The following is a 14,918-nucleotide window of genomic DNA, read 5'->3' on the forward strand; positions in this document are numbered from 1 at the left end:
ATGAGCAACAACACCAAGGTCGGGTTCCTCGGTCTCGGGCACATGGGCGGACCGATGGCCGCCAACCTGGTCGAGGCCGGATACGACGTCCTCGCCTTCGACCCGGTGCCCGCCGCGCAGGATCAGGCGCGTCAGGACGGGGCGACCGTGGTCGCCACTGCCGCGGAAGCGGTTTCGGCCTCCGACATCGTGATCACCATGCTGCCCAACGGCCGCATCGTGCTCGACCTCTACGGCGAGATCCTCCCGGCCGCCAAGCCGGGCACCCTGTTCGTCGACTGCTCCACCATCGACGTCGCCGATGCCAAGCAGGCCGCGGAAATCGCTGCGGCAGCAGGACATCGGGCCCTGGACGCCCCGGTCTCCGGCGGCGTGGCGGGCGCGGCGGCGGGCACCCTCACCTTCATGGTGGGCGGCGCGGATGCCGACTTCGCCGACGCGCTGCCGCTGCTGGAGGTAATGGGCGGCAAGGTCGTGCACTGCGGCGGCGCGGGCGTGGGTCAGGCCGCCAAGATCTGCAACAACATGCTGCTGGGCATCTCCATGATCGGCCTCTCGGAAGCCATTGTGCTGGGCGAGAAGCTGGGGCTCACCCACGACAAGTTCTTCGACGTGGTGTCCACCGCCTCGGGGCAGTCGTGGGCGCTGACCTCCTACTGCCCGGTGCCGGGACCGGTTCCGGCCAGCCCGGCCAACAATGACTACCAGCCCGGCTTCGCGACCGCGCTCATGTCCAAGGACCTGGGTCTCGCGGCGAACGCGCTGCGGGCCAATGGGGTCGACGGGCAGATCGGGCAGCTGGCGGCGGAGATCTACAGCCGCTTCAACCAGGAGGAAGCGGGCAAGGACTTCTCGGCTATCGTCACCGATATCCGCAAGCGATCGGGAGAGGAACCGGCGTGACAGACTTCGAGACCATTCTGCTGGAGCGCAAGGGGCGTGTCGCCCTCATCACGCTGAACCGGCCGAAGGCCCTCAACGCGCTGAACTCGCAGGTCCTGGCCGACATTTCGGCGGCGCTGGACGAGCTGGAGAACGACAACGAGGTCGGCGCGGTCGTGCTGACCGGGTCCGACCGGGCCTTCGCGGCCGGCGCGGACATCAAGGAGATGCAGTCCAAGTCCTATATGGACATGTTCCTGACCGACCACTTCGCCGGTTGGGACCGACTGGTCGCGTTCCGTAAGCCCATCATCGCCGCGGTCGCCGGCTACGCCCTCGGCGGTGGCTGCGAACTCGCCATGATGTGCGACATCCTGCTCGCCGCCGACACCGCCAAGTTCGGGCAGCCCGAGATCAAGCTCGGCGTCATCCCCGGCATGGGCGGCTCCCAGCGCCTCACCCGCGCCGTCGGCAAGGCCAAGGCCATGGACCTCATCCTCACCGGCCGCAATATGGACGCCGAGGAAGCCGAACGCGCGGGCCTGGTCTCGCGCATCGTGCCCGCCGCCGACCTGGTCGCCACCGCCATGGAAATCGCCGAGACCATCGCGTCCATGTCGCTGCCGTCGGTCATGATCGCCAAGGAAGCGGTCGACCGCGCCTTCGAAACCACCCTCACCGAGGGCCTGCGCTTCGAGCGCCGCGTCTTCCACTCGCTCTTCGCGACCGAGGACCAGAAGGAAGGCATGACCGCCTTCATCGAGAAGCGCCCGGCGAACTTCACCAACAAGTAAGCGCCGCAACCACTCTCGGAGCTCTCGTGCCCCGCTGCCTGAGGCAGCGGGGCACGGTGACGAGAGGGGGCAGGTACTGCTCGGCGGACCTCGTGCTCGAGGTCATCGCGGCGGGGGGGTCGGCGTCAGGCGTGTTCGGCGGGCCTCGTGCTCGAGGTCATCGCGGCGGGGGTCGGCGTCAGGCGTGTTCGGGTGGGCCTCGTGCTCGAGGTCATCGGTGCGGGCGCTGGTGTCAGCCGTGTTTGGGTGGGCCGACCACTTCGACGGTCGGGGGCTTGCCGTCGGGGTGTTCGGCGCCGTCGCGGTTCATGGCCAGCGCGCCGACGATGGTGCCGCCCAGGGTGGCGGTGACCGCCACTGCCGCAACGAGTTTGCGGCGGGAGACCGGGGAGGTGGCGGGGGCCTCGTGGGAGGTGGCGGCCTGGGCCAGGCGAACGCTGCGGATGCTGCGGGCCGATGGCCGTTCGGCGGCCAGCAGGACCGCGCCGCGGGTGGAGACGAATTCGGGTTCGGGATCGTAGATGAGCGGATAGCCCAGCTGCTGTTTCAGCTCGTCCCGGATGCTCTTGTTGCGGGTGCAGCCGCCCAGCAGCGCCATTCCGGTTGGCTGGATACCGGTCTCGTCGATCATGTGGCGGACGAAGGACGCCGAGTGATGAATGCCCGCTTCGACCAGTTCGGCGAAATCACTGCGGGTGACCACGGTGCGCTGCCCGGTGATCGGGTCGCAGACGGCCAGGACGCGCTCGGAGGCCAGCGCCTCCTTCTGACGGCGGGTGGTGGCCAGATCCACGGTGACCCCGGCGCGGGTGAGCAGCCAGCGCAGCAGGGCGTCGTGGCCGTCACCGCCCAGGACCGTGCTGCGCTTGGTGGCGAGGACGGCATCGTTGCGGCAGTCGATCTGGGTGAGGGTCAGCCCCGACGCGCCCAGGTCGTAGAGCAGAACCGAACCCTCGCTCGGTAGCTTCCGGGTGAATCGGAGATATCGGAGCTGGGCCACCGGCTCATCGATGACCGTGAGGCGGTTGCGGCCCGCGGCGGTGCGAATGGCCTCGGCGTGGGTGGCCGAGCGGCAGGTCACGGCGATGCCGGTAATGAATTCGTCGCGCTCGGCGGCCGACTTGCGCATCTGCTGGATGGCCTCGAAGACGGGGTCCTCCATGCCGCGATCACCGGTCCGGCGCAGGACCTTGCAGCGGTCGATGGGAGGCAGGTGAGGCTGGTCGGAATGGGTGAGCATGGCACGTGCGCCAGCAGCGCCCGCCGACACCCCGAGGACCAGCACCATGCGCTCAATGGTGAACCTTTTGCGAGCCGAATCCAAGACTATGACGCACGAAATTGGCTGCCGGGTCGCTGACCGGTTACTGACCGGCCCATCGTGTCGGCGAGCTACCCGGATCGAAGTCGCCTGCGCTCTGCCGGAACTCCGACAGCAATTGCAGCAGCAATTGCAATCGTTCCGGCGGCAGTCCGGCCTCGGCGAAAACTCGCCGGTTCAGCTCGGTGGTGGCCCTGGCCACCAATTCTCTTCCGGCATCGGTGATTTCGATGAGCGTCGCCCGCCGGTCACTGGGATGTGGCACACGCTTCACCAAGTGCGCCGCCTCCAGCCGGTCCACCGTGTTGGTGACGGAGGTGGGGTGCACCTGCAGGCGGGCGCTGGCCACCGCCATCGGCAGCGCGCCGGTTTTGCTGAAACTCAGCAGCATCAATAACTCGTACCGGGAAAAGGTCAAACCGGACGGCCGCAGGGCTTCGTCCACCCGCGCCATCACGATCTGCTGCGCCCGCACCAGCGACGTCACCGCCGCCATTCCGTCGGCCACGTCCCCCCAGCCGTGCTCGGTCCACTGACGGTGCGCCTCCTCGATCGGGTCGAGTGGCAGTGGACGTGGTCGAGACATGACCCGATCATCGCACGTCGCGAACCGGTAGGTCGCAGCGCCGAGCCGATCCGCGGGGCGCATACGAATCACGGTGATTCAAAACCTCGGCCGCAGGCCCGATTCGCCGCACTATTGGGGTACATCCTGCGGCTGTGTCCGAGTTGGTTAGGAGCAGGCCTGCAAAGCCTGTCACACGGGTTCGAGTCCCGTCGGTCGCTCCATCGGAGAACGCCTCCCGAACACCCGGGAGGCGTTCTCGCATTCAGCTCGCGATCACGCCGGAGAGATCGCGCGACACTACGAAATTGCGGTCGGCGGTCGTGCCCAGCGTGTATTCGGGCAGCAGACCGAAGTATTCGCCCCGCGACCGCGCGCTCCAGCGCCGCGCGGCCTCGGTGCGGGTCTTGTGGAAATTCAGCATGTAGCCGCCCTCGTAGAGGCGCAGCAGCGTGTAGCCGCCCGGATATTCCTTGGCCGCCGCCACTTCCAGGAATTCCACCGGGATGGGCAGATCGGGCCGGGTCCGCCGGTTGCGATGGGTGTGCCCCGCATGGTGCAGGAAGACACCGGGCGCGGAGCGGTAGATCGATTGCAGCTCGGCGGCATTCGCGGCATCGAGAATGAAGCTCGGTCCGGCCAGATTGGACCAGCCGGACTCGGTGGTGACCGGGTGATGACCGAAAACGAGTGTGGGACGGTCCGGGTCGCCGGTGAGCCGGTCCCGCAGCTCGTCGAGCTGGGACCGGTCCACAGTGCCGCCCGGGGCGTCGAGCTGGGTGGTGTCCAGGGCGATCAGGCGCAGCTCGCCGACCTCGTAGGCCGCCAATTGCTGTCGGGCGGTGAAGGAATCACCCCAGCAGTCGTAGTGGCCGAGGTACGGGCTGCAGTCCGCGTAGTCCGAGCCCAGGTGCGGGCGGTCGTGATTGCCGCGGGCGGCGAACCAGTCCCGGCCCGGCGCACCCCAATTCGCGAGGTGGGAGTGGACGCCGCGCACCTGGTCCGGGGTGGCCTCGGCGGTGAGGTCGCCGGCGAGCAGCAGATGGTCGACAGCACGGTCGGGCCGGTGCATATCGTCGAGCAGCGCGGACAGCATGACCTCGGGATACGGTGCGAGACCGGGCTCCTGGCGCACGCCGGGCGGCAGGCCCGCGGTGATGAGCCCGCTGACCTCCTCGCCGAAGTGAATGTCATTGGACAGGGCGAGGGTTCGCAGCAGCCGGCCCGGCGGCGGCACCAATGTGGTGAAGACCCCCTGCGCCTCCGGCGTAATCGGCAGGCGGGTGGCGACATTCAGCGCGGGCGCGGCCGCGATGCCCTGCGAACGCGCCTCGAACCGATAGGCGCGACCCGGCTCGAGCCCGGTGACCTCGGCGTAGTGATAGGCGGTCGGCTGCGGGTCGCCGAAGACCTGCCGCAGCCCGGTCCCGTCCGCGGGACCGAGCCAGACCTCGCTGCCGGTCTCCACCGGAACAGGGTTGCCAGCCGCGTCCGGGCCCAGCGTCGTCCAGGTGAAGACGGCCGACTGCTCGGTGATGGTGACGACCTCGAGATCGGTCGCCACCAGCGAACCCGCCTGTGCCCGAGCCGGACTCGGCGCCGCGAGCGGCAGGGCCGCAGCGGCCAGCAGGCCCAGTAGCTGCCGCCGGTTCGGGCCGCAGCAGCTCATGACCGCCCTACTTCGCGTCGGTGGAACAGACCTTCCATACGCCGTCTTCCTTGCGCAGGTGTTCATCGGTGGAACGCTTGCTGTCGGCGGTGCCGGGCAGGGTGAGCGTGCCCAGGGTGACGGCCGTGGCGCGGTCGCCGGTGATGGTGATGCCCTGCACCGAATCGACCTTCATGGAGATCTTGCCCTGATCCATGGCCTTCCGCTGGGCCTCGGGCAGCGCGTCGTACTGGGCGCGGTCGCCGGCGCAGGTCTTGCCGACGGCCTGCGACGCGCCGCCGGCGGAGAGCGCGTCGTAGAAATCGCGCACCGCGGTCTCGACGCGCTTGTCGTCGCTCGGTCCGGAGTCCTTGCCGTTCAACGTCACCGCGGTGGCGATGCCACCTCCCACGAGCACCACGGCGGCCACGCCGAGTCCGATGGTCAAGGGGGTACGCCGCTGCAAGCTCATCGAGATCCTTCGACTCCGGCCGATCTTCGGTTGCTGTCCGTCCGGGCCGTCCCCGGAACGCACGCAGACTACAGCGATTCCGTGTCGATTGGTGGGGTGGCATTTGAACCCGTGACGTGGGACGGTACGTTGGTTAGGCAAACCTCATAGACGAGGCTGGGCAAGCGAAAGGACGGTCATGACGGCGGCTCGATGGAAACTGGTGTCCGGTGCACTGGCGGCGATCGCGGTGCTCGGCGCGACCACTGCCTGCTCCAGCTCGTCGAAGAACGACAACGAGATCCTGGTCTACAACGCGCAGCACGAATCCCTCACCAAGGAGTGGGTGGACGCGTTCACCAAGGACACCGGCATCAAGGTGACCCTCCGCAACGGTGGTGACACCGACCTCGGCAACCAGATCGTGGCCGAGGGCAAGAACTCGCCCGCCGACGTCTTCCTCACCGAGAACTCCCCGGCCATGGCGCTGGTCGAGAACGCCGGCCTCTTCTCCGACGTCGACAAGGACGCCCTGGCCCAGGTGCCGGACCAGTTCCGCCCCTCCACCGGCAAGTGGACCGGAATCGCCGCGCGCTCCACCGTTTTCGTCTACAACACCGCCAAGCTCCCGGCCGACCAGCTGCCCAAGTCGCTGCTGGATCTGCAGCAGCCGCAGTGGAAGGGCCGCTGGAGCGGCGCCGCCTCCGGCGCGGACTTCCAGGCGATCGTGGCCGCCCTGCTCGCCCAGAAGGGTGAGGACGCCACCAAGGCGTGGCTGAAGGGCATGAAGGACAACGCGGTCATCTCGCAGAACAACACCACCGTCATGAAGGGCGCCAACTCCGGCCAGTTCGAGGGCGGCGTGATCTACCACTACTACTGGTACCGCGACCAGGCCAAGACCAAGGAGAACAGCGGCAACACCCAGCTGTTCTACTTCAAGAACCAGGACCCGGGCGCCTTCGTCTCCATTTCCGGTGGCGGCGTGCTGAAGTCGAGCAAGAAGCAGGCCAACGCCCAGAAGTTCCTGGCCTTCATCACCTCCAAGCAGGGCCAGGAGGTGCTGCGCGACGGCGACTCCATGGAGTACCCGGTGGCCGCCGAGGTCGCGGCCAACCCGGCGCTGCCGCCGCTGGCCTCGCTCGGCGCGCCCAAGATCGACCCGAGCAAGCTGGACGCCAAGAAGGTCACGCAGCTCATGACCGAGGCGGGTCTGCTCTAACCGTGGCTGTTCGGACCGCTGTACCCACCCGGGCGGCGAAGGACCTGCCCAGCAGGGGCCGGGCACTGACCAGGATGGTCTCGAGTGCATCGGCCATCCGGCCCGGGGCGATCGTCACGATCGCCGCCCTGCTCATGGTGGCGGCCACCTTCGTGCCGCTGGGGTACATCGTGTCCACCCTGGTCTCGACCGGATGGCACGAGACCGCACAGCTGGTGTTCCGCCCGCGCGTGGCCGAATTGCTGCGCAACACCGCCGAACTGGTGGTGCTGACCGTGCCGATCTGCGTGGCGCTGGGCATCGGCCTGGCCTGGATCGTGGAACGCACCGACGTGCCGGGCGCGGCCTGGTGGGGCCCGATCTTCGCGGCCCCCCTCGCGGTTCCGGCCTTCGTCAACAGCTACGGCTGGGTCAGCGCCATCCCCTCGCTGCACGGGCTCTGGGCGGGGGTGCTCGTCTCGACGGTCTCGTACTTCCCGCTGGTGTACCTCCCGGCGGCGGCCACCCTGCGGCGGCTGGATCCCGCCGTGGAGGAATCGGCCCGGGCTCTCGGCTCCGGGCCCGTCGCCGTCTTCGCACGTATCGTGCTGCCGCAGCTGCGGCTGGCGATTCTCGGTGGCGGACTGCTGATCTCGCTGCACCTGCTGGCCGAGTACGGCGCCTTCGCTATGATCCGGTTCGACACCTTCACCACCGCCATCTTCCAGCAGTACCAGTCCAGTTTCGCGGGCGCGGCGGGCAGCACGCTCTCGGGCGTGCTCGTGGTGCTGTGCCTGGTGCTGCTGGCCGGTGAGGCCACCGTGCGCGGCCGGGCCCGGTACGCCCGGATCGGCGGCGGCGCGCAGCGGGGCGCGAACCGGATTCGCCTGGGCCTGACCAAGATTCCCATGTTCGCGCTGCTGACCGCCGCGCTGGCGGCCACGCTGGGCGTGCCGCTGTGGACCATCGGCCGGTGGCTGAAGATCGGCGGCTCGGCGGTGTGGAACACCACCGATATCGGCGTATCCCTCGGTCAGACCATCGGTTTGGCCGCCACCGCCGCGGTGATCACCACCCTGTGCGCCTTCCCGGTGGCCTGGGTCGCGGTGCGCTCCACCTCGCGGTTCGCGCGGATCATCGAGGGGGCCAACTACATCACCAGTTCGCTGCCGGGCATCGTGATCGCGCTGGCGCTGGTGACCGTGTCGATTCGCTGGCTGCCCGCGCTCTATCAGACGGCCGCGACCATCCTGGCCGCCTACACGCTCATGTTCCTGCCGCGCGCGCTGGTGAGCGTGCGTGCCGGGCTGGCGCAGGTGCCGGTGGGGCTGGAGGAGGCCTCGCAGGCGCTCGGAAAATCCCCGGCCGCCACCTTCTTCCGCGTCACCCTGCGGCTCACCGCACCCGCGGCGGCCGCTGCGGCGGCCATGGCGTTCGTGGCCGTGGCCACCGAGCTGACCGCCACTCTGCTGCTGGCCCCCAACGGCACCAACACCCTCGCCATGCAGTTCTGGCAGCTGTCGGGCGAATTGGACTACGCGGCCGCCGCGCCGTACGCGCTGATCATGATCATCGTCTCGGTGCCGGTCACCTATCTGCTGTTCACCCAATCCAGGAAGGCGGCGGGGCTGTGAGTCGTCTTGTCGTAGACCAGGTTCGCAAGACCTTCGGACAGGCGCCGGTACTCGACGGCATCAGCCTCGACGTCGCCGACGGCAGCGCCACGGCGGTGGTCGGATCCTCCGGATGCGGCAAGACCACGCTGCTGCGGGTGATCGCCGGATTCGAGAACCCGGACGCCGGATCGGTATCCGTCGGCGGGGAAACCATTACCCGCCAGGGCTTCTCGGTGCCATCGCACCGGCGCAGAATCGGCTACGTGGCGCAGGACGGGGCGCTGTTCCCGCACCTGACCGTCGGGCAGAACATCGCCTACGGTCTCGGCGGGGGACTGGGCGCGCGGCGCAAGCACCGGCAGCACGTCGCCGAACTGCTCGATATGGTCTCGCTGGACCCGTCCTACGCGAATCGGCGGCCGCATCAGCTCTCCGGCGGCCAGCAGCAGCGCGTCGCCCTGGCCCGCGCCCTGGCCCGCAAACCCGATCTCATGCTGCTGGACGAGCCCTTCAGCGCTCTGGACACCGGACTCCGCGCCGCCACCCGGCAGGCCGTCGCCGAGACCCTGCGCGCCGCGGGCATGACCAGCATCCTGGTCACCCACGATCAGGAGGAGGCACTGTCCTTCGCCGATCAGGTCGCGGTCATGTGCTCGGGGCGGTTCACCCAGGTCGGCACCCCGGAGCAGGTGTACGCGGCCCCCGCGGACCTGTTCACGGCCGGATTCCTCGGCGACACAGTGCTGCTCGACGCCACCATCGGCACGGAGACCGCCCAGACCGTGCTCGGCCGCATCCCGGTGCAGGTGAACGCGCCGACCGGTGCGGGCGCGGTCATGATGCGGCCCGAACAGCTGCTGGCCCGGGCGGCCGCCGACGGCCATGCCGGCTGTGCCACCGTGCGCGCCCTCGAGTTCCGGGGTGCGGACGTCCTGCTCACCCTCGACCTCGACGGCTGCCCCGAACCTGTCCAGGTGCGCCGGGTGAGCGTGGACGCGCCCACGGTGGGCGACCGTGTCGAGCTCGAAGTCCTCGGCGCGGCAGTCGCTTTCACCTCTGAGCAGTGCGCCGCCGCCGGCCGGACAACCGGCGCGGCCACCGTGAGCCGGGTCGGCGCGGTCTCCGCGGTCTGAGCGATCGGCCCGTCCGGCCGGTCGGAATGTGACCGATCGGACCGGGGAGTCCCTATAGTGGCGCGGAGGCCGAATCGTCGGCCGCAGAGGCGAACTGCCTCAGCTCGTCCCGAAGGAGACAAGGTGCGCCGCACGCTGCTCGTCACATCCGCTCTCGCCGCCGCGTGCGCCCTGGCCCCGCTCGCGTCCGCCCTGGCCCCGGTCGCGTCCGCGGAGCCGGCCGCCGATCCCGCGGTGACGGTGCAGGCGGTCTACGGCCCCGAGCAGTTCCCCATGGCGGGCGTGGCCGCCGACATCGCGCCCTGCGGCGGCGGCGCGAATGTGGCGACTCTCACCACCGGCGTCGACGGCACGGCCGTCTACAACGGCGCGCTCGGCTGCTACCGGGTTCAGGTCAGCACCCCGATCGGCTGTGCGCTGGACAGTGATCCGGCCGTTCAGGTCACCTCGGCGCCGGGCGTCACCCCGCCGGCGATCTTCCGTTTCCGCTGCGCCTGACGGTGTCTCGGGCCCGCTCCCCGGCCCGCCGAAGGACTGTGACCGACTCCACTTCTCAGGGTTCCCACATACCGCAGCTGTTAATGTCGCGAGAGATAGCTGCTCGTTATTGCTGTAACGCGGAAGGCGTCGCATCACCGAGGGAGTAGGTGACGAGATGGGCGCGAGGTTCGCGTTGGCAGACCCGCTGGACAGGACCGCGCCCCTGGCGCTGCGACGCTACGCGGTTCCGATCGAGGCGATGGCCGCCCTGCTGGGCGCGGCGGTGGCCGGACTGCTGCTCATGGCCCCCCTCGATCTGGGCTGGACCTCCGAAGGCCCGGTACTGCAGCTGGATCTGCTGGTGCTGAACATGCCGCGCGCGGCCGCCGCCGGCGCGGCGTTCGCGGTGGTCTCGGCGGCGCTGGTGGTCGCGCTCGGGCACAAGACGGCCTGGATCGCGTCGAGCGGCAGCGCGGTGGTGCTGGTGATCGACCAGCTGTGGAACCGCGACGCGGCGATCCCGGGAAATCTGACCACCGCCAACTACATCGATTCCATCTTCAGCGGCATCCTGCTCGGGGCGCTCGCGGTCGCGGTATTCGGCAAACCCATCGCGACGGGCGCGTACCTGGTCGGCGCCCTGTCCGCGATCCTGATCGCCGACCAGACCTCGCTGCCGCCCTCGGGCGGCCGCGGCAATCCCCTCACCGAATGGGCGTCGACCGGAACGCCACCGGTGTGGCTGCTCGTGCTGGCCGGTGCGCTGCTGGTCGCGGGGATCGCCGTCCAGCAGCCGGAACCGGCGGGCGAACACGAGAACACCGATCTGGCGATGGGCCCGATCCTGTCCGCGCTGATCCTGGTCACCGCGACCACGCTGTCGACGCAGTGGTTCGTGCAGCACGCCGGCACCGTCGCGCAGGCCGGGGTGGCCGCGGCCATCACCATCGGCGCGGCGCTGGTCGCGGCGCTGCTGCTGCCCGGGCGCGAGGGCACCCTGGTGCTGCTCGCGGTGGCGGTGGCCAATGCGGGCAGCGCGATCATCGCGGTGCCCCGGCCGGATTGGACCGCGCCGTTCCCGGTCCTGGCCGTGGTGGCCGGGCTGGCGGTGGGACGCCGATGGCGCGCGCCCTGGATCGCGCTCGCCGCGACCGCCGGGCTGGCGGTCTTCGCGGCCGGCACCGCGGGCATCGCGCACCAGTACGCGGTGATCCCGGTGCTCGGTGTGATCCTCACCGCGCTGGCCATCGGCTTCTGCTTCGGCGCGGCGGTCCCGAAGACCGCCGGCAGCGCCGTGGTGGCGCTCGCCGTACTGGTGGTGCCGTGCCTGGTGGTGGCGCTGCGAGGCAGCAGCTTCGGCCGGGTCGCCTACTCGCCGCGCTGGTATCGGGATCCGCACGGGGCGGTCTCCGCGGTGCCCGGCGCGGTGGCCCTGGTGATCACCCTGGGCTGTGCGGCCGGGCTGTACCTGCTGTGGCGGATCCGATCCCCGCGGCGGGCCGTGGCCGCGCCGGAACCTCCCCCGCCACGGGTGATCGTCATGCCCGATGGGGCGCGGAACGTCTTGCCGCAGGGCTAGTCTGGCCGCATGGCCGACAAGTCACCGGTGGACCCGACGATCGATCTCCTGGAACGGGCCATCGCGCAGATGGGCGATGTCCTCGCCGCCGTCAGCCCGGACCAGGCAGCCCTGCCGACGCCGTGCGAGGACTGGCGCGTGCGCGGGCTGCTGGACCATATCGTGGGCCAGATCCTGCGCGACTTCACCATCGCCGCACGCGGCGAGATGCCCGACTGGGGCGCACCGCCCGACCCGGTCGGCGTGGACTGGGCCGCCGAGTTCCGCACCCGCGCGCAGCCGCTACTCGAGACCTGGCGCGCCGCCGATCCGGAGCGGCTGGTGCCCGGCATGGGCGGGGAGGCCCCACTGCGCGGTCGCGCCGATCAGCAGATCACCGAATTCGCCATGCACGCCTGGGATCTCACCCGGGCCACCGGTCAGGGCCGTACCCTGGATCCGGAGCTCGCCGAGCATGGCCTGGCCTGGTCCAAGCAGCTGCTGAAGCCCGAATTCCGCGGTCCAGGAAAGGCTTTCGGCCACGAGGTGCCGATCGCCGCCGACGCGCCCGCCTACGACCGGCTGGCCGCCTGGTTCGGCCGCGACCCGGGCTGGATGCCCGCGGCCTGACCCTACCGGCCGAACCGGGTATCCACCCAGGCCAGTGCGTCATTGAACGACGCGTCGAGTACGCCGCGGTGGTCCGCGCCCGGATGGCTGTGGTACTGCACCGGCTGACCGCCCGCGCGCTGCTGCACCACCATGGCGTCGGTGGCGAGCGCCGGCACCGCGCGGCCCTGCAATACCAGCAGCGGCTGCGTGAAAGCCAGTGCGCTGGGGTCGTTTTCGTTCAGCACCCGGATCAGTGCGGAGATGTCCCCGTCACGGTTGAAGACGTCCTCGGCGGTGAGGCCGCCGGGGGGAGGTGTCCTGGGAGGGCGCGCAGACATCGGCGACACCGGTGGTGCCGTGCGCCCAGGAGATCAGCGGCCTGCCCGGTCCTCAGCCATACCGCCGACTGATCCGAAACCGTCGGCGTCCGCACCGATCTCGTCCACCGCCGTATCCGCCGGCAAGGCGGTCCCGGCCGTGGCCTGAACTCTGATCGTGGCCCGAGAAAGCGCTCGCGGTGTCCGGCTGCCTCCTGCACAACCGGACACCGCGATGCACAGCTACTACCTTTGCTCCCGAGTCCTCGAATCGGAATCCCAATCGGTCACGATGGCACGATAAGTCAGTCATTCGGTGCCGTAACGGCCCGCCGCCCCGCGAACGAGTAAGGCCCCGACCGTGATCCACGGTCGGGGCCTTACTGTGGTGCCCTCGGCAGGATTCGAACCTGCGGCCTTCTGCTCCGGAGGCAGACGCTCTATCCCCTGAGCTACGAGGGCGGGGATGGTCCCGTCCGGTCTCCCGGTCGGGCTGGGACAGCGTATCGCATCGCTCGCGCTGCGCCAAAAACGAACACGGACCGGGCGTTTCTGTGCCCGGTCCGTGTCAGTCGGAGGTGCTCGGTCAGTTCATCGGCAGCGGGGAGGCTTTGCGCTCGGCCAGCATCTGGGTCATCAGATCGGCCTCGCTCTTCTGGGTCTTGGCCATGCTCTCGGCCAGCGAGCGCACCGCGTCGGTGTCCGCGCGCTGGGCGGCGTACTCGATCATCGGCATGCCACCCTGGTGGTGGCGCAGCATGAGCTGCAGGTACAGCGCATCGAGGGCCGGACCGGTGGCCTGGCCCAGGGCGGCCATCTCCTGATCGGACGCCATGCCGGGCATGGTCTGCACCGCGCCGGAGTGCATGGCGGTGCCGGAATGCTCGTGCGTGGACATGTCCGTCATCCAGCCCATGTAGCCGTCGGGGGAGATGAGCGGTCTGTCCCACTGCTGCAGCCAGCCCTGCATACGGCCGGCCTGATTGGCCTGCGTGGTGAGGATGTCGTAGGCGAGCCGCTTCACCGCCGGGTCCGTGGTCCCCGACAGCGCGACGCCCGACATCTGCACCGCCTGCGCGTGATGCACCGACATGTCCTGGGAGAAGCCGACATCCACCGTGCCGGGCGTCTCCGGGCCGTGGTGCATGGCATTGCCTACCAGCAGTCCGGCCATGAAACCGATGAGCAGCACCGCGACCACCCCGATCGCCAGCAGGGCGGGCTGCTGATTGCGGCGTGTTTGCGGCACCGGTTCGGCGGCGGGATCGGGCTCGGAGCTGCGATCTGGGATGTCGGACATGAACGGCGGCACTACTGGGTCGGAGCCGGCTGATCCGGCTGGGTCGGGCCGTCGGTCGGGGCCGGGATGGACGGGATGCCGCCGGGCAGGCTCGTGCCATCGGTGGGCAGGCCCGGCACGCCGTTCGGGAGACCCGGGATACCGCCGGCGGGCATGCCCGGAATACCGCTGCCGCCACCCAGCTCGCTCGCATCCTGCTGCAGGCCCTTGCCGTCCATCGGCACGGCGTCGGGGCCGGGCTGGGTCGGGTCGAAGGCCGGCGGGTTGTCGGTGTTGAAGGTCGGGTTCGCGCAGTCCGCGCCGACCTCCGGGTAGGCGTACTGGTTCAGGCGCAGCGCGGTGATGAACTCGCCGACGCGCTTGTCGTCGGCGCTGTTCAGCTTCAGCTGGTGACCCCACGACTGCAGGGAGATCGGGGTGTCCAGGCCGGGGTAGGGGGACATCAGGCTGTAGGGCTTGCCTTTGACCTTCGACTTCAGGGTGTCGATGCCGGCCTGATCGACCTTGTCCGGGTTGTAGGTGATCCAGATCGCGCCGTGCTCGAGCGAGTGCACCGCGTTCTCGGTGCGGATCGCCTTGGCGTACACCACGCCGGTGCAGGCCGCCCACGAGCCGTCGTGCGGACCGCCGAAGGGCGGGGACTGGTCGTAGTTCACACGCTGGGTGGCCGCGACGTGCATGCCCGCCGCGTAGTCCTTCTTCACGACGCCCTGAATCTGATCCGAGGGATCCTTCTTCTGGGCGGACGGCGTGTACTTGTCCTGCTCCTGCTTGTCCTGGATCTTGGGCACCAGCACCCAGGCGATGCCGCCGATGAGGGCGACGATGCAGACCACGGCCCCGATCATGAGCCACGGAATCTGACGCTTACCGCCCAGGCTGCCCCCGCGACCGCCCTTCCTGGACGATCCGGCCGACTTGCCCGCGGCCTTGATGGCCTTGGCCGACTTGGCACTGGTCTTGCTCGGCATGCTTGTTGTGCTCTTTTCGACGTGTCGGACAATCAAACGACGCGGCCGCATCGTTTGCTGGGCACCTGC

General features: G+C 69.5%; 15 protein-coding genes and 2 tRNA genes. 9 read left to right on the forward strand and 8 right to left on the reverse strand.

Going from position 1 to position 14,918, the window contains the following annotated elements; genetic code table 11:
* Both mmsB and ABZV44_RS41410 read left to right on the forward strand, forming a co-directional pair.
* Entirely contained in the window at positions 1 to 903 is a 903-nt protein-coding gene (gene mmsB / locus ABZV44_RS41405; RefSeq protein ID WP_354849471.1) for a 3-hydroxyisobutyrate dehydrogenase, read from the forward strand.
* The gene (locus tag ABZV44_RS41410) at positions 900 to 1,676 is read left to right on the forward strand and encodes an enoyl-CoA hydratase (protein WP_354849473.1); all 777 of its coding nucleotides are present in this window, start codon (positions 900 to 902) and stop codon (positions 1,674 to 1,676) included. Before mmsB ends, ABZV44_RS41410 begins: the two co-directional genes overlap by 4 nt.
* Positions 1,677 to 1,908: 232 nt before the next feature.
* Here the strand turns inward: ABZV44_RS41410 and ABZV44_RS41415 are convergent, their stop codons facing one another.
* Both ABZV44_RS41415 and ABZV44_RS41420 read right to left on the reverse strand, forming a co-directional pair.
* A complete protein-coding gene (locus tag ABZV44_RS41415) occupies positions 1,909 to 2,964 on the reverse strand; it encodes a hypothetical protein (RefSeq protein WP_354849476.1) in 1,056 nt (351 codons plus the stop codon).
* A gap of 76 nt (positions 2,965 to 3,040) precedes the next feature.
* On the reverse strand, positions 3,041 to 3,583 hold the full coding sequence (locus ABZV44_RS41420) for a MarR family transcriptional regulator (RefSeq protein WP_354849479.1): 543 nt from the start codon (positions 3,581 to 3,583) through the stop codon (positions 3,041 to 3,043).
* Between the two features lie 128 nt (positions 3,584 to 3,711).
* Here ABZV44_RS41420 and ABZV44_RS41425 point away from each other — a divergent pair.
* Positions 3,712 to 3,786: transfer RNA gene (locus ABZV44_RS41425), tRNA-Cys, on the forward strand.
* Positions 3,787 to 3,827: 41 nt separating this feature from the next.
* Here the strand turns inward: ABZV44_RS41425 and ABZV44_RS41430 are convergent.
* Together ABZV44_RS41430 and ABZV44_RS41435 are read right to left on the reverse strand one after the other, a co-directional pair.
* Complete coding sequence (locus ABZV44_RS41430) at positions 3,828 to 5,231, reverse strand: metallophosphoesterase (protein WP_354849481.1); 1,404 nt, start codon at positions 5,229 to 5,231, stop codon at positions 3,828 to 3,830.
* Positions 5,232 to 5,238: 7 nt separating this feature from the next.
* Positions 5,239 to 5,682, reverse strand: a complete 444-nt coding sequence (locus ABZV44_RS41435; protein WP_354849484.1) for a hypothetical protein — start codon at positions 5,680 to 5,682, stop codon at positions 5,239 to 5,241.
* A 178-nt stretch (positions 5,683 to 5,860) separates the two neighbouring features.
* Between ABZV44_RS41435 and ABZV44_RS41440 the strand changes: the two genes are divergently transcribed.
* From ABZV44_RS41440 to ABZV44_RS41465, 6 genes are all read left to right on the forward strand, one after another.
* Positions 5,861 to 6,883 (forward strand): iron ABC transporter substrate-binding protein, encoded by a 1,023-nt coding sequence (locus tag ABZV44_RS41440; RefSeq protein WP_354849487.1) that lies wholly within the window; start codon positions 5,861 to 5,863, stop codon positions 6,881 to 6,883.
* A gap of 74 nt (positions 6,884 to 6,957) precedes the next feature.
* Positions 6,958 to 8,496, forward strand: a complete 1,539-nt coding sequence (locus tag ABZV44_RS41445) for an iron ABC transporter permease (protein ID WP_354849577.1) — start codon at positions 6,958 to 6,960, stop codon at positions 8,494 to 8,496.
* Positions 8,493 to 9,611, forward strand: coding sequence for an ABC transporter ATP-binding protein (locus tag ABZV44_RS41450; protein ID WP_354849489.1), 1,119 nt, complete (start codon positions 8,493 to 8,495; stop codon positions 9,609 to 9,611). Before ABZV44_RS41445 ends, ABZV44_RS41450 begins: the two co-directional genes overlap by 4 nt.
* 123 nt (positions 9,612 to 9,734) lie before the next feature.
* Positions 9,735 to 10,109 (forward strand): hypothetical protein, encoded by a 375-nt coding sequence (locus tag ABZV44_RS41455; RefSeq protein ID WP_354849492.1) that lies wholly within the window; start codon positions 9,735 to 9,737, stop codon positions 10,107 to 10,109.
* A 157-nt stretch (positions 10,110 to 10,266) separates the two neighbouring features.
* On the forward strand, positions 10,267 to 11,670 hold the full coding sequence (locus ABZV44_RS41460; protein ID WP_354849495.1) for a hypothetical protein: 1,404 nt from the start codon (positions 10,267 to 10,269) through the stop codon (positions 11,668 to 11,670).
* 9 nt (positions 11,671 to 11,679) lie between these two features.
* Positions 11,680 to 12,279 carry a TIGR03086 family metal-binding protein gene (locus ABZV44_RS41465; RefSeq protein WP_354849497.1) on the forward strand — a complete coding sequence of 200 codons (600 nt, stop codon included), beginning with the start codon at positions 11,680 to 11,682 and terminating at the stop codon, positions 12,277 to 12,279.
* Positions 12,280 to 12,281: 2 nt separating this feature from the next.
* Here the strand turns inward: ABZV44_RS41465 and ABZV44_RS41470 are convergent, their stop codons facing one another.
* The 4 genes from ABZV44_RS41470 to ABZV44_RS41485 all read right to left on the reverse strand — a co-directional run bounded on the left by ABZV44_RS41470 (position 12,282) and on the right by ABZV44_RS41485 (position 14,849).
* On the reverse strand, positions 12,282 to 12,599 hold the full coding sequence (locus tag ABZV44_RS41470; RefSeq protein WP_354849500.1) for a hypothetical protein: 318 nt from the start codon (positions 12,597 to 12,599) through the stop codon (positions 12,282 to 12,284).
* 365 nt (positions 12,600 to 12,964) lie between these two features.
* Positions 12,965 to 13,040 (reverse strand) — tRNA-Arg (locus ABZV44_RS41475).
* A gap of 124 nt (positions 13,041 to 13,164) precedes the next feature.
* The gene (locus ABZV44_RS41480) at positions 13,165 to 13,878 is read right to left on the reverse strand and encodes a DUF305 domain-containing protein (RefSeq protein WP_354849503.1); all 714 of its coding nucleotides are present in this window, start codon (positions 13,876 to 13,878) and stop codon (positions 13,165 to 13,167) included.
* An 11-nt stretch (positions 13,879 to 13,889) separates the two neighbouring features.
* On the reverse strand, positions 13,890 to 14,849 hold the full coding sequence (locus tag ABZV44_RS41485) for a DUF3105 domain-containing protein (RefSeq protein ID WP_354849506.1): 960 nt from the start codon (positions 14,847 to 14,849) through the stop codon (positions 13,890 to 13,892).
* Between the last annotated feature and the right edge of the window lie 69 nt (positions 14,850 to 14,918).

The sequence above is a fragment of the Nocardia sp. NPDC004860 genome, from assembly GCF_040609015.1.
GTDB lineage: Bacteria > Actinomycetota > Actinomycetes > Mycobacteriales > Mycobacteriaceae > Nocardia.